The sequence below is a fragment of the Ruegeria sp. H3 genome, from assembly GCF_056533095.1.
The window spans coordinates 46,407-63,203 of the sequence record NZ_JBQFOD010000016.1; the positions used below are offsets into that span (position 1 = coordinate 46,407).

Annotated in this window: 23 protein-coding genes, 2 tRNA genes and 1 pseudogene; 4 read left to right on the forward strand and 22 right to left on the reverse strand. The window is 56.6% G+C overall.

Annotation, left to right across the window (positions count from 1 at the left end; translation table 11 throughout):
- Positions 1 to 11: 11 nt before the first annotated feature.
- The gene (locus ACR0JE_RS16685; protein ID WP_480864982.1) at positions 12 to 752 is read right to left on the reverse strand and encodes a cytochrome c biogenesis CcdA family protein; all 741 of its coding nucleotides are present in this window, start codon (positions 750 to 752) and stop codon (positions 12 to 14) included.
- Positions 753 to 832: 80 nt separating this feature from the next.
- On the opposite strand from ACR0JE_RS16685, the gene ACR0JE_RS16690 reads away from it, so the two are divergent.
- The 3 genes from ACR0JE_RS16690 (at position 833) to ACR0JE_RS16700 (ending at position 2,719) form a co-directional block, all read left to right on the forward strand.
- Positions 833 to 1,207: a hypothetical protein gene (locus tag ACR0JE_RS16690; RefSeq protein WP_480545097.1), complete on the forward strand. Its 375-nt coding sequence runs from the start codon at positions 833 to 835 to the stop codon at positions 1,205 to 1,207.
- A gap of 100 nt (positions 1,208 to 1,307) precedes the next feature.
- Entirely contained in the window at positions 1,308 to 1,616 is a 309-nt protein-coding gene (locus tag ACR0JE_RS16695) for a metalloregulator ArsR/SmtB family transcription factor (RefSeq protein WP_170536475.1), read from the forward strand.
- A 41-nt stretch (positions 1,617 to 1,657) separates the two neighbouring features.
- Positions 1,658 to 2,719 (forward strand): YeeE/YedE family protein, encoded by a 1,062-nt coding sequence (locus tag ACR0JE_RS16700; protein ID WP_480864983.1) that lies wholly within the window; start codon positions 1,658 to 1,660, stop codon positions 2,717 to 2,719.
- Positions 2,720 to 2,829: 110 nt separating this feature from the next.
- Here ACR0JE_RS16700 and ACR0JE_RS16705 read toward each other — a convergent pair.
- The 15 genes from ACR0JE_RS16705 to ACR0JE_RS16775 all read right to left on the reverse strand — a co-directional run bounded on the left by ACR0JE_RS16705 (position 2,830) and on the right by ACR0JE_RS16775 (position 11,895).
- Positions 2,830 to 2,904, reverse strand: a tRNA-Phe gene (locus ACR0JE_RS16705).
- A gap of 79 nt (positions 2,905 to 2,983) precedes the next feature.
- Positions 2,984 to 3,166 carry a DNA gyrase inhibitor YacG gene (locus ACR0JE_RS16710; RefSeq protein WP_480551313.1) on the reverse strand — a complete coding sequence of 61 codons (183 nt, stop codon included), beginning with the start codon at positions 3,164 to 3,166 and terminating at the stop codon, positions 2,984 to 2,986.
- The gene (locus ACR0JE_RS16715) at positions 3,163 to 4,185 is read right to left on the reverse strand and encodes a ribonuclease E/G (protein WP_480864984.1); all 1,023 of its coding nucleotides are present in this window, start codon (positions 4,183 to 4,185) and stop codon (positions 3,163 to 3,165) included. The genes ACR0JE_RS16710 and ACR0JE_RS16715 overlap by 4 nt, the downstream gene beginning before the upstream one ends.
- A complete protein-coding gene (locus ACR0JE_RS16720) occupies positions 4,182 to 4,760 on the reverse strand; it encodes a Maf family protein (RefSeq protein WP_480864985.1) in 579 nt (192 codons plus the stop codon). The genes ACR0JE_RS16715 and ACR0JE_RS16720 overlap by 4 nt, the downstream gene beginning before the upstream one ends.
- An 11-nt stretch (positions 4,761 to 4,771) precedes the next feature.
- Positions 4,772 to 4,990, reverse strand: coding sequence for a translation initiation factor IF-1 (gene infA, locus ACR0JE_RS16725; RefSeq protein WP_005978431.1), 219 nt, complete (start codon positions 4,988 to 4,990; stop codon positions 4,772 to 4,774).
- 90 nt (positions 4,991 to 5,080) lie between these two features.
- Positions 5,081 to 5,956: a carbon-nitrogen hydrolase family protein gene (locus ACR0JE_RS16730; protein ID WP_480864986.1), complete on the reverse strand. Its 876-nt coding sequence runs from the start codon at positions 5,954 to 5,956 to the stop codon at positions 5,081 to 5,083.
- A gap of 140 nt (positions 5,957 to 6,096) precedes the next feature.
- Entirely contained in the window at positions 6,097 to 6,690 is a 594-nt protein-coding gene (locus ACR0JE_RS16735) for a GNAT family N-acetyltransferase (protein WP_480864987.1), read from the reverse strand.
- Positions 6,683 to 7,081, reverse strand: coding sequence for a ketosteroid isomerase-related protein (locus ACR0JE_RS16740; RefSeq protein ID WP_480864988.1), 399 nt, complete (start codon positions 7,079 to 7,081; stop codon positions 6,683 to 6,685). The genes ACR0JE_RS16735 and ACR0JE_RS16740 overlap by 8 nt, the downstream gene beginning before the upstream one ends.
- Positions 7,082 to 7,084: 3 nt before the next feature.
- The gene (locus ACR0JE_RS16745; protein WP_170536457.1) at positions 7,085 to 7,537 is read right to left on the reverse strand and encodes an arsenate-mycothiol transferase ArsC; all 453 of its coding nucleotides are present in this window, start codon (positions 7,535 to 7,537) and stop codon (positions 7,085 to 7,087) included.
- A 3-nt stretch (positions 7,538 to 7,540) separates the two neighbouring features.
- Entirely contained in the window at positions 7,541 to 8,020 is a 480-nt protein-coding gene (locus ACR0JE_RS16750; protein WP_480545088.1) for a UPF0262 family protein, read from the reverse strand.
- Positions 8,021 to 8,119: 99 nt separating this feature from the next.
- A complete protein-coding gene (gene hisD / locus ACR0JE_RS16755) occupies positions 8,120 to 9,421 on the reverse strand; it encodes a histidinol dehydrogenase (protein ID WP_480864989.1) in 1,302 nt (433 codons plus the stop codon).
- A 53-nt stretch (positions 9,422 to 9,474) separates the two neighbouring features.
- A complete protein-coding gene (locus ACR0JE_RS16760; protein ID WP_480828203.1) occupies positions 9,475 to 9,969 on the reverse strand; it encodes a GNAT family N-acetyltransferase in 495 nt (164 codons plus the stop codon).
- Between the two features lie 22 nt (positions 9,970 to 9,991).
- A complete protein-coding gene (locus tag ACR0JE_RS16765; protein WP_480864990.1) occupies positions 9,992 to 10,468 on the reverse strand; it encodes a DUF2948 family protein in 477 nt (158 codons plus the stop codon).
- Complete coding sequence (gene murA, locus ACR0JE_RS16770; protein WP_480864991.1) at positions 10,465 to 11,733, reverse strand: UDP-N-acetylglucosamine 1-carboxyvinyltransferase; 1,269 nt, start codon at positions 11,731 to 11,733, stop codon at positions 10,465 to 10,467. The genes ACR0JE_RS16765 and murA overlap by 4 nt, the downstream gene beginning before the upstream one ends.
- 6 nt (positions 11,734 to 11,739) lie before the next feature.
- Positions 11,740 to 11,895: a hypothetical protein gene (locus ACR0JE_RS16775; RefSeq protein WP_480864992.1), complete on the reverse strand. Its 156-nt coding sequence runs from the start codon at positions 11,893 to 11,895 to the stop codon at positions 11,740 to 11,742.
- 83 nt (positions 11,896 to 11,978) lie between these two features.
- Here ACR0JE_RS16775 and ACR0JE_RS16780 point away from each other — a divergent pair.
- Positions 11,979 to 12,053 (forward strand) — tRNA-Thr (locus ACR0JE_RS16780).
- Between the two features lie 511 nt (positions 12,054 to 12,564).
- Here ACR0JE_RS16780 and ACR0JE_RS16785 read toward each other — a convergent pair.
- The 6 genes and pseudogenes from ACR0JE_RS16785 to ACR0JE_RS16810 form a co-directional block, all read right to left on the reverse strand.
- A pseudogene (locus ACR0JE_RS16785) lies at positions 12,565 to 13,596 on the reverse strand (recombinase family protein); the annotation flags it as partial.
- A gap of 14 nt (positions 13,597 to 13,610) precedes the next feature.
- On the reverse strand, positions 13,611 to 13,952 hold the full coding sequence (locus ACR0JE_RS16790; RefSeq protein WP_480864993.1) for a hypothetical protein: 342 nt from the start codon (positions 13,950 to 13,952) through the stop codon (positions 13,611 to 13,613).
- A gap of 236 nt (positions 13,953 to 14,188) precedes the next feature.
- Complete coding sequence (locus ACR0JE_RS16795; RefSeq protein WP_480864994.1) at positions 14,189 to 14,494, reverse strand: hypothetical protein; 306 nt, start codon at positions 14,492 to 14,494, stop codon at positions 14,189 to 14,191.
- 82 nt (positions 14,495 to 14,576) lie between these two features.
- The gene (locus ACR0JE_RS16800; RefSeq protein WP_480864995.1) at positions 14,577 to 14,801 is read right to left on the reverse strand and encodes a hypothetical protein; all 225 of its coding nucleotides are present in this window, start codon (positions 14,799 to 14,801) and stop codon (positions 14,577 to 14,579) included.
- Positions 14,802 to 14,817: 16 nt separating this feature from the next.
- Complete coding sequence (locus ACR0JE_RS16805; RefSeq protein ID WP_480864996.1) at positions 14,818 to 16,461, reverse strand: type IV secretory system conjugative DNA transfer family protein; 1,644 nt, start codon at positions 16,459 to 16,461, stop codon at positions 14,818 to 14,820.
- Positions 16,458 to 16,748 carry a hypothetical protein gene (locus ACR0JE_RS16810; RefSeq protein WP_480864997.1) on the reverse strand — a complete coding sequence of 97 codons (291 nt, stop codon included), beginning with the start codon at positions 16,746 to 16,748 and terminating at the stop codon, positions 16,458 to 16,460. The genes ACR0JE_RS16805 and ACR0JE_RS16810 overlap by 4 nt, the downstream gene beginning before the upstream one ends.
- Positions 16,749 to 16,797: the final 49 nt, after the last annotated feature.

Here is a 16,797-nt window from a genome sequence, read left to right on the forward strand (position 1 = left end):
ATCCTCCGCTACTAACCAATGGTCGCAAGCCACGGCATATGATCCAGCATCCACTGCGCGATGTGATTGATGGAATTGGTGGCGATCAACACGCCGAACAGGATCAGCAGACACCCCATCGCCTTTTCGATCAAAGGCAAATGCTTCCTGAACCGCGCCATCCATTGCATGAACGGGCGCACCAGAAACGCCGCCAGAACAAACGGGGCTGTCATTCCCACTCCATAGGCGAACAAAAGTAACGCGCCGCGCCACGCGGTCTCGGTCCCTGCTGCCGTGAACAAGATCGCGGCAAGCACGGGCCCCACGCAGGGTGTCCAGCCAAACGCGAAGGCCAGCCCAAGCACATAGGCCCCGATCAAGCTAACATTCGAGGTTTCGCCAACATCCGCACGATACTGGCGATACAGAACCCCGATGCGAATGAGCCCAAGAAAATGTAGGCCCATCGCGATGATGATTGCCGCAGCAATCCAGCGCAGGATATCAAAATATTCTCGAACCAATTGTCCGAAAATCGACGCCGTCGCGCCAAGCGCCATAAAGATCGTGATGATTCCTGCCGCGAATGCGATTGCTGAAAGTGTCGCCCGGCGACGTGTATTGGCGGGAATCGCAGCGCCTGCCGAGATCTGCTCCATCCCGACCCCTGCCAGATAGCTGAGGTAAAACGGGACAATCGGCAAAATGCACGGGGAAAGAAAGGACAACAGACCGGCGACGACAGCTCCTGCAAATGTGATGTCGAACATGGTCAAAACGGTCCTGTCAGGCTATCATTCACACATTCAAAATAGTAAAGATATATCGTCGCGGTCAATCGGAGCTTGAGATGCGCCACCTGTTTCTGCTGTCTTTGGCAATCACGTTGCTGGTTTTCCCTGTGGTTTCACGGGCCGAGATGACCCTTTTGATGGTCGAAGAAGACGGGTGTATGTGGTGTGCCCGCTGGGATGATGAAATCTCTGAGATTTACCCCAAGACACCCGAAGGAAAAGCAGCACCACTGCGACGGCTTGACATTCGCCAAGCAACGCCGGGCGACATCGCCTTGGAAAAACCTCTTTATTATACACCGACCTTTGTTCTGTTGGACAACGGTCAGGAAGTGGGCCGGATTGAAGGTTATCCGGGCGAGGACTTTTTCTGGGGGTTGCTTGGCGCTTTGATGCATGACGCAGGGATAGATATTGAGACTTCTGGATAAACAGCAACAAATCACATAAACTGATTTGAATGCATGAAGCCGAGAAAGCGGGGCAATCTTGTTGGACAAACCATCGAAACTGCCAGTGTTCACAAAGGACATGTGTGCAGACGACCTGGACAGAATGATGGAAAATGCCCAGACGGCATCAAACTTTCTGAAGGCGATTAGCCATGAGGGACGTCTGATGATCTTGTGTTACCTGTCCTCGGGCGAGAAATCCGTGACCCAGATGGAAGAGATGCTATCGGCCCGACAAGCGGCCGTGTCACAGCAACTGTCGCGCTTGCGGTTCGAAGGTCTGGTCAAAACACGGCGCGAAGGCAAAACAATCTACTACAGCCTGGCTGATGATCGATCGACGCAAATCCTGGAAGTCGTCTACGATCTTTTCTGTAGGGAGAAGTAGAGGCCGCTCGAGAAACCGCCGGCTTTGGGAGGAGACTGGCCATGCTCGAAACATTGGGAGACGCAAATACCGTTGCGCTGATTGGCCTGATGGGTGGCATCGTTTTGGGTCTTGCTGCACGTATCGGTCGGTTCTGCACATTGGGTGCAATCGAAGATTATCTGTATGCAGATGATGACCGGCGGATGCGCATGTGGGCCATCGCCATCGGTGTGGCAATCCTTGGTAGCCATGCGGCGATGGGGTTTGGATGGCTTGATCCCGTCGAAACACGATATCTTGCGCAGACATGGAATCCGATTGGTTCGATCGTAGGCGGCCTGATGTTCGGCTATGGAATGGCCATCAGCGGGAATTGCGGCTATGGCGCATTGGCGCGGCTTGGTGGTGGCGATCTTCGATCATTCGTCATCGTTCTGATCATGGGCCTTTCAGCCTATATCGCGATGTCGGGCCCGCTGGCCCATCTGCGGGTTTGGGTTTTTCCGGTGGAGATGAATCTCAGTGCCCCCCAGAGCCTCAGTTATCTGGCAGAACGACTAATCTCGATTCCCGCGTGGGTCTTCGGATCGGTTGTTGGCACGATCATGATCGTGCTTGCGCTGGCAAATGATCGCTTCCGCCGAGCCCCTATGCAAGTCTTTTGGGGCGCTGTGGTCGGGTTGGCGATTGTCTCTGGGTGGCTTGGGACAAACTGGGTCGCAACATACGGATTCGATGCTGAGAGGGTCCAAACCCACACCTTCGCCGCACCATTGGGTGATACGATACTCTACCTCATGACCGCGTCCGGGAACACATTGTCCTTTGCCGTCGGATCAGTGTCCGGCGTCCTGATCGGCGCGTTTATCGGGTCTTGGTCCAAAGGTCATTTCCGCTGGGAGGCATGCGAGGACCCACGTGAACTCAAGCGGCAAATATTGGGGGCAGCGATCATGGGCCCCGGCGCAATCATCGCGGTCGGATGCAGTGTTGGACAAGGCATATCGGCCTTCTCGTTATTGGCCTACAGTGCGCCGGTAACCTTTGCCGCAATCTTTGCAGGTGCCACTCTGGGACTGAAGCAGCTTGTTTCGGGGCTGTCCTTCATAGCCCAACGATAAGCTGGAAGCCTTGGCTGGAACAGCTTGCTTTACTCGGAATTGCAAGACATCAAACCTGGTCGTACAGAGGGTACCAGAAAGCAGAATGCAACTACATTTGTATGCAAATATGGTGCCCGGGGGCGGAATCGAACCACCGACACGAGGATTTTCAATCCACTGCTCTACCCCTGAGCTACCCGGGCACGGGAACGGCGCTTGCCGTTGGGTGGAGGCGTTCTATGACTTGCGCCAGGGACTGTCCAGAGGCTTTTTTACATTTTTTCAGTGCGGTCGCTGCCTGATCTCGCCTTGGTCCGTATCGTCCGCCTCAACGTCCTCTTCCCGCTGTGATGGCACCGCATAAGATCCGTTCAGCCATTTGGCTAAATCGATATCTGCACAGCGTTTGGAACAGAATGGGCGGAACCTTACGACCGTTTCTTCCCCGCAGATTGGACAGCTCATTTCAGCACCTCTTTCAAGGGGATACGCGCTCTTTTCCGCTGCAACTCGAAATGGCCCAAAGGAGTCCAGCCAGCAAGAGTTGTCTCCACCGAGTCATGGCGGAAAGCAGTGCGCAGGGCTTGTTCAAAACCCCGACGGTCTTTCTTGGGCATTGGGGCAAGGTCCAGCGTGATCTGCCCACCCAGACCCCGTACCCGCAACGCGCGGGCCAACTGTTTGGCGCATGCAAAGTTCGCCTTCGTGCCAGCTGCCAGCGAAGTGTCGGCGCCCGTATTGACGTCTATCGCGACCAAAGCCCGCGTCGGCTCGATGAACAGATACCCTCCGCCTGCCAGCGGTTCCTGAATGCCGCGTGCAATGTCGAGCGCATCCAGAACGCCGTGGGTTTCAAACCCTCCAGGCTCAGTGAAAACGTCCGCCGGGTCGGTCCAATCACGCCAGGCCAGCACATGGGGGCTGTCGCCTTCGCTCAGTGTTTCGGGTTCAATGCTCGGATCATCCAAAATCTGCTCAGCCTGCACCAGCATCGCACTGATGTCTTCGGCAATCTCTTCGGCATCCGCACCGGCACAGCAGGAGCGTAGGATCAGGCCATAGGGGCTGTCGCCCATCATGTCATGGGCGATTTCCAGAAGCCGGTCCCGCTCGTCTTCATCCCGGATACTGCGCGAAATGTTCAGACCCGGCGCATCCGGCGTAACAATTGCATATCGGCTTTTGAACAAGACCCGATCAGTAACCGGAAGCGCCTTGCCTTCTTCGGCATATCCGGTGACCTGAACCAGCAGCAAAGCGCCCGGGGCCAGCCCTTTTGCCTGTCGTAGAAAAGCAGGTCCATCGGGGGTTGTCAGGAACATACCACCCTGCCCCTTGACAGGGCGATCTGCCTTGGCGCGGTAGATCGTTCCGGGTGGCGGGGCATCCCCTGCGATCAGAAAGTCATCCAGCTTACCATCCACCATCAAGGCTGCAGCTTCGCGGCCTTCAACATGGTCTAGAACAATCGTGCGACCCTTCATGGCGTCCCTCGATAAAGCGGGTATCCGATGGCTTGCAACAATCCCGATGTCTCGGCCAAGGGTAGTCCAACAATGCCAGTGAATGAACCGGAGATCCACGGGATGAACGCGCCTGCGGGTCCTTGAATAGCATAGGCACCGGCTTTGCCTTGCCAATCCCCGGTATTCAGGTAGGCGTTCACTTCAATATCCGACAGGCGCTTGAGCCGCACCTGCGAGACCACATCGCGTTGCAGAACGCGATCCCCGCGCCTTACAGCAACAGAAGTGATTACACGGTGGCGTCGACCGGACAGGGCATATAAAAACGCCGCGGCCTCGCCAGCATCCTCTGGCTTGCCTAGAATGCGACGGCCCAGGGCGACAGTTGTGTCAGCGCACAGCACGACATCATCATCACCCGCCGCAACCGCGTTGACCTTTTCCCGGGCGATGCGGCGGCAATAGGGAACAGGTAGTTCCCCCTTAAGCGGCGTTTCATCGATATCAGGTGGTCTGACCGCATCGGGCCGTACGCCAAGCTGCGCCAGCAGGTCCAGCCGCCTTGGGCTGCCCGATCCGAGGATAAACGCCATTGGTTAGAGCGTTACTTGAAGCGATAATTGATCCGACCCTTGGTCAGATCATAGGGGGTCATCTCGACCTGAACCTTGTCGCCAGCCAGAACACGGATGCGGTTCTTGCGCATCTTTCCTGCCGTATGTGCGATGATCTCATGGCCGTTTTCCAGCTCGACCCGAAACGTCGCATTAGGCAGGAGTTCCTTCACGACACCGGGAAATTCGAGCGTATCTTCCTTGGCCATGTTGTCTCCATCGTTAGGTTGCACTCGCAGAATCTGCGAGGATGTGCGCCTAAATGAGCCTATTTCGGCCTTATTTCAAGGCCAGAATCATTAAAGCGTTGAGATTGTGACCGTTTCGGCTCGAGGGTTTTGCTCGTCCCAATGCGCGCGGTTTAGGACATGCCCATCCTCGCGGACGTTGGCGATGGCGCCCAGATTGATGTCGGCGTAGGTCCAGCCGGGCTGGTTCAGAGTACCCTCGGCCAGAACGCCGGTCTGCGGAAACCCTTTGTCGGGCGGGCCGAAGATGCCGCCTGTGCCGGTGTTCATATCCACTGCTTCGGACCAGTCATTGTTACCAACCAACGAGGCCATCACCGTCACGCATTGGTTTTCCAATGCACGCGACATCGCCCCGATGCGGACCCGCCAGTACCCCGAAAGCGCCTCGGTGCAGGAGGGGACCAGGATAATATCCGCTTCTTTCAGGACGCGGCCCAGCAAAGGAAACTCACTGTCATAGCAGATCAGAATGCCGATCTTGCCCAGCGCGGTATCGAACAGTTTGAGCGGTCCACCGGGGGCGATGTCCCACTCTTCGCGCTCGAACCGGGTCATGATCTGCTTGTCCTGATGATCATGCCGACCGTTTGGCGTATAAAGCACCGCGCGGTTCACGGGGCGACCTGCGTTACTCGCAACCGGGGCTGACGCGCCCAGTATATGAGTATTGTACGCCTGAGAGAGACGCTGATGCAGGGCCTGCACCTCTTGCACCCGGTCCGAGACCGCGCGAATTGATCGTTCGAGGTCAGCGGCGACGTCCGCACCATCCAACGTAGACAGCTCCATCGCGCCGTATTCTGGGAACACCAGTAACTCAGCGCCCTGCTCAGCGGCATCCGAAACCCAACGATCCAGCTTATCCTCGTATTGCGCCCAGCTATCGAGCCATTCAAGGTTATATGCAGCAGTGGCGACTTTCATTACGAACCTCTCGCACAAAGACACGACAAAGAACCTGAGACAGACCCATCATGGGCTTTGTTACTCATATCCTAAAAGAAACCAGATACCGGACGGTAGCGTATCATCATCCAAGGACATAAACGTGATCCGCAATCGTCTCAAAGACGTTTGATCCAAAACTGCAACGGCTTGAGCGTTTCGCCCTCTTCCCCGATATCCTTCCACGAAAACTGCGCGATTACACCCTGCAAAGGCTCATATCCTCGCGCGCGCCAGAACCCATCTAGCGGTCGGTAGTTTTTGGGTCTGAGCGGATGATCCGCTGGGCGTTGCACACCACAAAAAGCGCATTTGGCGAAGCCCAGTTCCCGGGCATGAGCTTCGCGCAAATCAAAGAATTTATGCCCGACGCCCTGCCCGCGATAGTCAGATAACAGGACAGATTCCGCACAATAGAAGATCTGCGACAAGTCCAGAGCCGTGCCATCGAATGCCGCCGCGAAATCGTCGGCGTGATCCATCAACGGTGCGCCGGTTGACGCACCAACCAGACGATCCTCATCAAACGCGCCAACAACGATGGCCCTGTCACTGTCGCGGTAGGATTGCAGATACGTCCGCTCATACTCCAGATCACCGTCGTACAAGTACGGCCAAGCCCGAAACACCTCGATCCGCAGGCGTGCCACGTCGTCCAGAGCAGCCTCAAGCGCCGCTCCGGTCAGGGCGCGGACCGCGGTGACCTCAGCCACTCGAGACCTGCTTGGTCCAATCCGCAAGGTTGTAGAAAGTAGTGACGCGCGTGATTTTACCGTCTTTCAGATCGAAGAACGACCCGGCCGGCAGGCGATAGGTCTGACCGTGGGCATCCGGCAACCCTGCGTCGGTTTCCAGATAGGTGCCGTTTACGATGAACTCTGCCGCCGCGCGCGTGCCGCCTTCGGCCTCGAAGACCACGATATCGGTCAGGTTTTCCTTGTAGCAGCGATTCATATGGGCGCAGAAAGCCGCAAACTTTTCTTTGCCCACACGGATTTGGCCTTCGTTCACGTGATGGGCCACATCATCGGACAAGCAGGCGAGCATGCCGTCCACTTCCCCCGCGTTGAAGGCATCGAAATAGGTTTTGACGGTCTGGTTCATGGGTCACTCCGTAGGTTCACCCCAGCGGTCCTTCAGATGTTTGATGATCTGATCGCGGGTCTGTCGGTAGTGGTGTAGCTTGGTCTCGCGCGTCTCACCCATCCCGGTAGGGTCCATTATTGGCCAATAATCGACATCCAAATGAAAAACCCGCGTTAGTTCCAGCGCTTTGCGCTGGCTTGCGGGCGACAGAGCGACAATCAGATCAAAGGAACTGAGGTCATCACCCCATTCCTGCATCTCATCAAACGACCGCGAGCGATGGCGCGATAGCTCAACATCTATCTCATGACAGACCGAAATGCAGAAACCGTCGATTTCCAGATCATTGTAGACCCCAGCGGATTGTACGTATGTGCCGGTGCCGTAAAATTTCTTCATGATGCCTTCGGCCATCGGGGACCGAACCGAGTTGTGGTCGCAACAAAACAGGACCGACTGCGGCAGAGGCTTCACGCGTTACCCCCCGAAATGCAACACGCAGATCAGCGTGAACAGGCGGCGGGCAGTGTCGGTGTCCACATCGGCCTTACCTTCAAGCCGCTCCTGCAAAACGCGGCTGCCTTCGTTGTGGATACCGCGCCGGGCCATGTCGATGGTCTCGATCTGGCTAGGTGGCAAGGTCTTAACCGCGTTGAAATAGCTCTCGCAGATCTGGAAGTAGTCTTTGACCACCTGTCGAAAGGGTCCAAGCGATAGGTGGAACTCGGCCGCTTTCTCGCTGCCTTCGGTGGCGATGTCGAAAACCAGACGTTTGTCACGGATCGATAAGTGCAGATGGTATGGTCCGTCTGGAACAGCACGATCGTCACGTGCGGGCAGGGCAAAGCTGTTGTCTTCCAGCAGATCAAAGATGGCAACCTTACGCTCCTGCTCGATCTCTGGGGTCGGCGGGGGCAGGTTACGGTCATCCAGTTCGATATGCGAAATACGGGTCATCTTTACGGTCACATTCCTTGTCGTCCGCCCAGACCTATAACAAGCGATATCGTTCGGCAATGTATCCACGCTACGCTTTCGATACGCCTTTGCGTCACCTCATCCATTCAACCGATTCAAACGCGCGCTGACAGACAGCCCATGCGCCTCAAGGCTTTCAGACTGTGCCAGTTGCTCAGCCGCCGGGCCGATGGCACGCAGGGCTGCGGGTGTCATCTGGCTGAGCGTCGTTCGCTTGAGAAAGTCCATGACGCTCAGACCCGATGAAAACCGTGCCGAGCGTGCCGTGGGCAAAACGTGGTTCGGCCCACCGACATAGTCGCCAATGGCTTCGGGCGTGTATTGCCCCAGGAAAATCGCTCCGGCGTGGATGGTCTTTTCGCTCAGCGCCACCGGGTCTGCCACGCAAAGCTCAAGGTGTTCGGGTGCGATGCGGTTTGACAAGGTCGCAGCCTCAGTCAAATCGCGCACGGTAATGACAGCCCCGAAATCCCGCCAGCTGACCCCCGCAATCTCACGCCGCTGCAAGGTTTCCAGACGTTTTTCAACCGCCTGCGCAACGGCCTGACCAAAGGCGGCATCATCTGTGATCAAGATCGACTGGGCGCTTTCGTCGTGTTCCGCTTGGCTGAGCAGGTCCAAGGCGATCCAATCCGGATCATTGTCCTTGTCTGCGATCACCAGAATCTCCGATGGTCCCGCAATCATGTCGATGCCAACCTTGCCGAACACCCTCCGTTTGGCGGCAGCAACGAATGCGTTTCCAGGCCCCGTTATCTTGTCCACAGCAGCAATGGTCTGCGTCCCGTAGGCCAGCGCGGCGATGGCCTGTGCGCCACCAATCCGGTAGATCTCATCCACACCTGACAATTGCGCAGCCAGCAGGACAAGCGGATTGACCTGCCCATCCGGCGTGGGCACTGCAATCGCCAACCGATCAACACCCGCCACCTTGGCCGGAATCGCGTTCATCAGCACGGATGACGGGTAGGATGCCAGCCCACCCGGCACATAGAGGCCCGCCGCAGAGACCGCGGACCAACGCCAACCCAGCGTCGCACCGCTTTCATCCGTCCAACTTTGATCAGACGGCATCTGCCGCTCGTGATAGGCCCGGATACGAGCCGCAGCCAATTCCAGCGCGGCTCGATCTTCGGCAGAGACCTGTTCTACAGCGTCCGCGATCTTAGCCGCGCTGAACGCCAGCGTATCTGGTGTCAGGTCCAACCGGTCGAACTTGGCGGTCAGTTCAATGATCGCTGCATCACCGCGCGCTCGTACATCTTCGATGATTTCGGCCACAACCGCGTCCACGTCCGGGCTGTCTTCGCGCTTGGCAGACAGCAGAGTTTGAAAGGCGGCTTCAAACTCGGGCGATGTGGTCTCAAGGAAAACGGGCATGATCTGGCACTCCGAAACGTTCCAAGCGGACATATCGCTGGGGCCAGCAGGTCTCAACCCTTCTTGGCGTGGTGCAACGATTTGCGCATCGGGAATTGGGTCATCCCATGCCATTCTTCGGGTGCGCCGGTCTGCGCCCAACCATCGCGCAGATAAAACGCGCGCGCGGTATGCGTGGCCTCCAAGGAAGCCTGCAGGCATCCCCGATCTGCAAGCTCCTGCTCTAACCGTGCCAGCAAAGCACGCCCAATGCCGCGTCGGATGTATCCTGGATCAACATAAAGCAGCGAAACCTTCGTGCCCTGCCGAACACCGCCAACAGCGGCAATCTGACCGCTCAACTCAGCCACCCAAAGCTCGGAACCGGATTGTACCCAGCCCCGAATGCTCTGCGGGTCTTTGTTGGCCGTCCAGAGCGATATAAGGCGCGGATCGTTTCCATGATCCGCCGCACACAGATGGGTAATGGACCGGATCAACAACCGGCTCATCTGAAACACGTCGAACACGGTGGCACGGCGCAGAACCGGCTTTTGGGCGGTATTCACGAACGCCTGCGATATGCCGCGCTTATTCTGGATGATGCGGAGCCTGCCCTGAGGGCGCCAGATAAGGGCGTGTCACATCCTTCAGCGTTGCATCGATCGCTTCGACCTTCAGCCGGATTGCACCATCCCCCGCCAAGGTCAGCAAGATCAGTCCGGACCCATCTTCACCGGGCTCAAAATCGACGGACAGCAGCGACAAAATCATATCTTTGTCGCTGCGATCTATGCCCTGGCTGGAGACTGACAAGACTGAATCAAAAACCAGCACAGACTGCACACGCTCAAACGGGCGGTCGCGACGGGCAGCCGCGTCCTTATCCTCCCACCGGAACCGGTTCAAAAGCAACCCAAAACGCCGTTGCGAGGGCTGCCATCTCATCTCGGTCACCGGGAACACAGCGTCTTGCGACAGGGTCGAGATGACCTGCAGATCATCTGCATCCTCGGCCCCCAGGTTCAATGGGGCCTCGCGCCCGTCTTCGAAACTTGCGTCTGTCATTCGCCCTTGATCCGTTCGATTTTGGCACCCACACCTTCCAGTTTGCGCACCACATGTTCATAGCCACGATCCAGATGGTAGACCCGACTTACCGTGGTCTCACCCTCGGCGGCAAGTCCTGCCAGGATCAGCGAAACCGAAGCGCGCAGGTCTGTCGCCATGACAGGCGCGCCCTTCAAACGCTCAACACCCGTCACAGTCGCTGTTCCTCCATGCACCTCGATCTGCGCTCCCATGCGAACAAGCTCAGGCGCATGCATAAAGCGGTTCTCGAATATACGCTCCTCCAAGACCGAGGTGCCCTCGGCCGTACACATCAGCGCCATCATCTGGGCCTGAAGGTCGGTAGGGAAGCCCGGGAAGGGTTCGGTGACCACATCCACGGCTGTCACGCGCCCGTTCTTGCACGCCACTTTCAGGCCCATTTGGGTTTCTTCAACGCTTACACCCGCCGCGTCCAGTTTGGCCGCGAACGATTCGACCAGCGACATGCGCCCGCCCAGCAATTCGACCTCGCCACCGCAGATGGCCGGGGCCAGCATATATGTGCCCAGCTCGATCCGGTCGGTCACAACCTGATGGGTCGCCCCGTGCAACCGATCCACGCCTTGAATTTCGATGGTCGAGGTCCCCTCACCCGCGATCTGCGCCCCCATTTTGCGGAGGCAATCGACCAGATCGACAATCTCGGGCTCGCGCGCGGCGTTTTTCAGAACGGTGGTGCCTTTGGCAAGTGTTGCCGCCATGACGATGTTCTCGGTCGCCCCGACCGAGGCAAAGCGCATCTCATGCACCGCGCCTTTCAGTCCGCCCGGAGCCTTAGCGTGTAAATAACCGTCTTTCAGCTCAATTTCAGCACCCAGTGCCTCAAGCCCTTCCACGTGCAGATCCATGGGGCGCGCACCAATCGCACATCCGCCGGGCAGTGATACAACCGCCTGCCCAAACCGCGCCAAAAGCGGGCCCAGCACCAGATTGGAAGCGCGCATTTTGCGCACAATGTCATATTCGGCAGTCTGGCTGGTCAGGTTGTGGCTCGACATGGCGATCACCTGCCCGTCTTGCAACGAAGACACCTCGGCCCCCAGTGATTGCAGCAAAGCAGTCATGGTCTTGATGTCGCTCAGCCGCGGCGCATTGGTCAGCGTCAGCGGGTCTTCGCTGAGAAGCGTCGCGGGCATCAGCGTCAAACACGCATTCTTGGCCCCAGCAATCGGAATTTGTCCGTTCAGCGGGCCGTTGCCCGTCACCAGAATCGAATCCATCTGCTCTTATCCCTCGTCTTTGTCGGCTTTGTTTCCGGAAGCGGCCCGCGCCTTAGCCTGCGCCTTACGCCGCGCCATATTCGCCTTTAACGCAGCCTTCAGGCGTTCTTCGCGCGCATTCCCGGATTTGCCGTGATTTTTTTGTGCATTTTTCTTTGCCATGGTCTTTCTCTACAGGAGGCGAAAAAAACCGTCCAGATACCCTTGCGCCGCGTTTCGTTTGCGTCTAATCACCCGCCCACGATGCTGCTGTAGCTCAGAGGTAGAGCACTCCCTTGGTAAGGGAGAGGTCGAGAGTTCAATTCTCTCCAGCAGCACCATCTTGCTTTTCTGATCTGTTAAATCTGTTAACACCTTGAAAGGTATGGATAATTCTGGTGTTCCATACCCATCATTTCGGTCATAGAAAAGTGGGTTAGAAAACGCCAATCTGAGTATAGTCTGGCGTGTTGCAAAGCTGCCATTTTGGTAAACATACCAAGGACTTGCCAGAAACTTCAAAGTGAGTTCCATACAGTCCTCCAGCCCTCCCTTTGGCGGGACGACGTTGGAGGCTTTTTCGCTCAGAAGAATCTTCCGGCGTTCCAGCTCATCGATCTTGTTTTCGTAAGTCTGGACGACGCGCGGGTTGGTGGCTTCGACCACACGATCCAACAAGCGCCCGATCTGCTTTTCGATATCCTTGAGCTGGCAGGTGAAAGCATGCTTCGCCTTACGAGCTTCTTCGCCGCGCATCTCCCAAGCATCGCACAGCATCTTCTTGGCGATGGCAAACAGCTCCTTTGAGGGCTGGAGCGATTTGAGGATGTCTCCAAAGCTATCATGCAAAACCCGACGCCGCACAGACTTGCTCTTGGCCTCACAGCCGCGCGTCTCACAACGATAATAGGCATAAGTCTTGGTTTTGCCCTTGGACCATGCCGCCGTCATGGAATTGCCGCAGCAGGCGCATTTCACAAAGCCGCGTAGAGGGAAGTCTTCATTGTAATCCTTGCGCGCCGCCGGACGGCGTTTCTTGCCTTCAATCGTATCAAGGATGCGCTGATGGGTTTCAAAGGAGATCAAGCCTTCATGCTTGCCTTTCCGGATCGAAATCCCCCATTTGGGCGCTTCAACATAGCCTGCATATACAACTTTCTTCAAAAGCCGATTGACGGTCATAGGGCGCAGCGTGCCATCCGGCTTGTCCTTCGGGAAATGCGGATCAGCTTCCAAAAAGCGCTGCACTTCTGCCTGAGAAGCGAAATGCCCGCTGGCATAGCCCTCCAGCGCTTGGCGAACGACAGATGCCAGAGGCTCGTCGCGTATCAGCTTCTTGCCGCCGTGGAGCTTGTCCGGCACATACTTGTAGCCAACAGGCGCACGAAACACCCAGAGACCCATTTCCATCCGCGCATAGCTCTTTTGGTGGTTTTGCCGCGCCATTTGCTGGCGTTCCATCTCACCGGATGCAGCCATGACAGTTTCAAAGAAACGGCCCTCTGGCGTATCCTGAAACTCGAAGTTCAGGCATTTGACGTCTGCACCGCGCATCGCAAGCTCACGGCGCAGCTTCAAATGAAACTCCGTATCACGGGCAAAGCGCTTCAGATCATCAAAGATGACCACATAAGGCTCGCCTTTCTTCGCATCGAGATAGGCCAGCATGGCGCGCATACCGGGGCGGTCCATAAAGTCTCCGCCACCGGACACGTCATCCGGGAAGACTGTCTCGACCTCCCAGCCATTCTCTTCTGCATATTTGCGGCAGCGCTGCTCCTGACTTTGCAAGCCACCACCTTCGGTGCGCTGTTTGGCCGAGGAAACACGGCAATAAATCAGTGCCTTTGGTATTATGCCGCTCTGTACAGTTTTGGCATTCATGACTCCTTCCTTTCTCACACTTCGCGCTCGTCTGCGCTTGGTGTGTCATCACGATCTTCTTCTGATTTGATTTCGTCGTATTCTACAGCATCGGAGTCCGCCTTGTCCCACAGTTCGGAGAGTTTTTCGTCTTTTCCACAGACTTGCTGCGCGGGATGAACGCCATAGCCAAGTTCGACAAAGGTAACAATGATGGACCACAGCGCTTCTAAGGTCTGACGCCTTTGTTCTGGCGTGAGACCGGAGTTCTCAAGCATATGGTCATAGCGCGCGACATCGACCTCAAGCGTCTTTTGCCCCGCAGTCGCCTCAAAATCTTGCAGCAAGGTGCTGCGATCAAAATCTGAGCCATCCATCACTCCACCTCCTTACCGCATGCGAGATCGCAATCTCTGTGGCCCGTTGGCCGCATGAGCTGGCACGTGATCGTGGTTGTTTTGTTCTGCACTGCTTCCGGCTTGACGGCGCAGTCCTCGCGCACCGGATTATGGGTCACATCAAGGATGAAAATCCTTTGCAGACGGCTACGCGCCTGCGCTACACCCGGACCCTCAATTCCTATTTTACCACTCGCTAATCTACACATGCAAATTTACCTCTCTTGCTCGAAGCTGCGCTGATCGCGGCAAGCCTGCAATTTGAGTGCTCGATCCTGATCATTTTTGGCGACAATGGCCCTCAGAGACGCGGCCTCGTTGTCGCATTTATAGGAGTGATCAATCGCGAGGATCGTCAGCATGAAAACCGGAAGTGCTGCCGGAGCTGCATCAAAGTGAACGATGACTCCGATCCCGGCAATGCCGCCTAATCCGAGCGTATAGGTGAGCTGGGATTCCAAATCCTTGAGGATGTATTTTTGTACGTCGCGGCGCATCAGCCGCTTGAAGAACTCTTTCATAGTCTGCTCGCTTTCTTGGTTTGTTGTTGAACGTTGGGTACCACGCGCCCGAAAGTGTTCGAGCGCGTGGGAAGTGTTTTTGTCAGTACATTCGCTTGGTACGCTTGCGCCCAACGATGAGGCCGAGAAGCCCAAAGGTCAGACAGAGCATGCCCGCAGGCACTTCATTGATGGAAAGCAGCCAAACGCCTCCCACGGTGTTGAACAGGCCGCCTCCAAGCAAAAAAGCGCGCTCTTTCGGACCGACTTTCTTTTTCACTTTGGCGTGCGGCGGAACGCACACAGTAAGTTCTTCTTTTCTTCTCATTTATTTGGTTCCTTTCTTAGGTTTTGGGCCGATAGCCCGTGATGAATTGCCACTCGCCGTTTTGGTATTGGGGGAATTCCGCGAAGGCTTTCGGCACAGCTTCACGGACCACACGGCGTTGCCACGTGCCCCAGAATGTGCGCACCCAAAGTGAGTTCAGGTCCGCATCGAAGTAAGGATTGGGAAAGTACCGTCCCGCATAAGCGCGCAAGACGAAGTAAGGCACCTTGTCTGCAATGAACGGATCGCAGTCATAGCCCGATGGCAGGATCAGGGCCTTGTTTTTGGGCAGGTTGATAATCTCATCGGGCGTCATCAGCGCCCGCGCAATTTTGCGCGTGTGGTGCATCTCTTCTTCCAGCGCACGCATGGCGAGGCCAGCACGCACCGGATCAGTGCCCTCAAACAGGACGCTATGGGTTAGCTCGTCCATGCCGCGCGCGGCGCGCTCTTGCACAAGCGGATCAGGCAGATGCAGGGTTTGCTGCCCCAGTATGCGGCTGATCTGCGTGGCTGTCCTTTCATCCGACACACCGCCGCCCAAGAATATCTTGAGATCAGAGCTGGCCATAAGCGTGGACACGCCCGTTGGACCCAGATTGCGCTCAATCTGCGAAAGGCTCTGATACACAAAGAAGGGTGACAGGCCGAAGCCACGGCCCGCAGTGTAGAGTACAGCCGCATCTTCGTAATTGCCGAGCAAGGCCGCTTCGTCACAGACCAGATCAATGACAGGCGCAGAAGGTTTGCGCTGCTTGAGGACGCGAATAGTCGAGAAGAACTGGCGCGCCAGCATCGCGTAGCTCGCCATCAACTCGACGGGGATCACGAAGAAGACGTAGATATCATCGTCGCTGTCTTCGGTCAGGACAGACAGATCGAAGTCACTGGCCGCTGTACTCACGAAGGTATCTTGCAGGCGCGGATCGCTGAACTTTGTCATCGCGTTGGAGATCACGCCCATGACCGAGCTAAACAGGCGCGGACTTTCCCGCGCGTCAGTGATCATCTCCTTGTATGTAGAGTGCAGATCAAAGCTGCCTCGGCGGGCTATCGTTTCGCTAAGCTGTTCCCATGCATCGATACTGGCACGGATCAGATTGACGACCTCGAAGAGGCGTAAGTGAGACGCTTCCCCCTCCAAATAGACAAGGCCGCGAATGAACGCTTCAATCCAATCCTGCCCTCTTAATTCAAAATATTGCGCATTGCCGCCACCACTCAGAGCAATGAGTTGTTCGGCTGCACTCCTGCAATCCGCCACAAGTGTTGGGCTATTGGGAACCAGATGTGCCCACAGATTGATCCGGTGATTGAAAAAGCCATGCAGACCAAACGGATTGATCGTGTAGACCTTCGCTCTGCGATGGATGAGACCGGGTCCGATAACAGCAGCCATTTCGCCCTTGGGATCGACAATCGCCATACGCACTGGTCCACCATTGCGGCCCTTGGCGGCCAGCATGTGAGAAAGCACAGTCGTGAACTTTCCCGCGCCAGCACCGCTCACCAGCAGCGCTCCCGCCGAAGTCGAATGCGTCAGCATGCGCCGCCCCATAAAGGCGAAGGGCATGCCGCCTCTATCGCGGAAGGCGCGCAGCACATCGTCTGGATGCGCTAGCGAAGCCGAACCATAGGGATGATCGTGATAATGGATCATCGCCGCCCCCGCGATCCGGCCTTCACGATACCAATCGTCAGCAGCACATTCAGAAATGCATGGACGCAGAAGAAGCACAGCGGAAAACACGCACACATCCACAGGAACCCGATCACGCGCACCACTTCGCGCGGGTATGAACCGCTGGCGACGTCAATGACAAAGCCCTGCGTCGCTTCGTTCAGATACGGCGCACATAGCAGCATCGCCATAAAGGCTCCGACTTTTGCGAGCCAGTTCAGCGCGCCCGTAAGTGGGCTTTGTGGTTGCGGTCCGTGACCGTACATGAAACTGCTCCAAGAATACGTGGCCCAAATTCAGGTCGAGCGAGAGGGT

What these genes read in the sequence shown, in the direction of transcription:
- ACR0JE_RS16685 (WP_480864982.1), bottom strand. Translation starts at nt 752, where the DNA reads ATGTTCGACATCACATTTGCAGGAGCTGTCGTCGCCGGTCTGTTGTCC.
- ACR0JE_RS16690 (WP_480545097.1), top strand. Translation starts at nt 833, where the DNA reads ATGCGCCACCTGTTTCTGCTGTCTTTGGCAATCACGTTGCTGGTTTTC.
- ACR0JE_RS16695 (WP_170536475.1), top strand. Translation starts at nt 1,308, where the DNA reads ATGTGTGCAGACGACCTGGACAGAATGATGGAAAATGCCCAGACGGCA.
- ACR0JE_RS16700 (WP_480864983.1), top strand. Translation starts at nt 1,658, where the DNA reads ATGCTCGAAACATTGGGAGACGCAAATACCGTTGCGCTGATTGGCCTG.
- ACR0JE_RS16710 (WP_480551313.1), bottom strand. Translation starts at nt 3,166, where the DNA reads ATGAGCTGTCCAATCTGCGGGGAAGAAACGGTCGTAAGGTTCCGCCCA.
- ACR0JE_RS16715 (WP_480864984.1), bottom strand. Translation starts at nt 4,185, where the DNA reads ATGAAGGGTCGCACGATTGTTCTAGACCATGTTGAAGGCCGCGAAGCT.
- ACR0JE_RS16720 (WP_480864985.1), bottom strand. Translation starts at nt 4,760, where the DNA reads ATGGCGTTTATCCTCGGATCGGGCAGCCCAAGGCGGCTGGACCTGCTG.
- infA (WP_005978431.1), bottom strand. Translation starts at nt 4,990, where the DNA reads ATGGCCAAGGAAGATACGCTCGAATTTCCCGGTGTCGTGAAGGAACTC.
- ACR0JE_RS16730 (WP_480864986.1), bottom strand. Translation starts at nt 5,956, where the DNA reads ATGAAAGTCGCCACTGCTGCATATAACCTTGAATGGCTCGATAGCTGG.
- ACR0JE_RS16740 (WP_480864988.1), bottom strand. Translation starts at nt 7,081, where the DNA reads ATGAACCAGACCGTCAAAACCTATTTCGATGCCTTCAACGCGGGGGAA.
- ACR0JE_RS16750 (WP_480545088.1), bottom strand. Translation starts at nt 8,020, where the DNA reads ATGACCCGTATTTCGCATATCGAACTGGATGACCGTAACCTGCCCCCG.
- hisD (WP_480864989.1), bottom strand. Translation starts at nt 9,421, where the DNA reads ATGCCCGTTTTCCTTGAGACCACATCGCCCGAGTTTGAAGCCGCCTTT.
- ACR0JE_RS16765 (WP_480864990.1), bottom strand. Translation starts at nt 10,468, where the DNA reads ATGACAGACGCAAGTTTCGAAGACGGGCGCGAGGCCCCATTGAACCTG.
- murA (WP_480864991.1), bottom strand. Translation starts at nt 11,733, where the DNA reads ATGGATTCGATTCTGGTGACGGGCAACGGCCCGCTGAACGGACAAATT.
- ACR0JE_RS16775 (WP_480864992.1), bottom strand. Translation starts at nt 11,895, where the DNA reads ATGGCAAAGAAAAATGCACAAAAAAATCACGGCAAATCCGGGAATGCG.
- ACR0JE_RS16790 (WP_480864993.1), bottom strand. Translation starts at nt 13,952, where the DNA reads ATGGATGGCTCAGATTTTGATCGCAGCACCTTGCTGCAAGATTTTGAG.
- ACR0JE_RS16795 (WP_480864994.1), bottom strand. Translation starts at nt 14,494, where the DNA reads ATGAAAGAGTTCTTCAAGCGGCTGATGCGCCGCGACGTACAAAAATAC.
- ACR0JE_RS16800 (WP_480864995.1), bottom strand. Translation starts at nt 14,801, where the DNA reads ATGAGAAGAAAAGAAGAACTTACTGTGTGCGTTCCGCCGCACGCCAAA.
- ACR0JE_RS16805 (WP_480864996.1), bottom strand. Translation starts at nt 16,461, where the DNA reads ATGATCCATTATCACGATCATCCCTATGGTTCGGCTTCGCTAGCGCAT.
- ACR0JE_RS16810 (WP_480864997.1), bottom strand. Translation starts at nt 16,748, where the DNA reads ATGTACGGTCACGGACCGCAACCACAAAGCCCACTTACGGGCGCGCTG.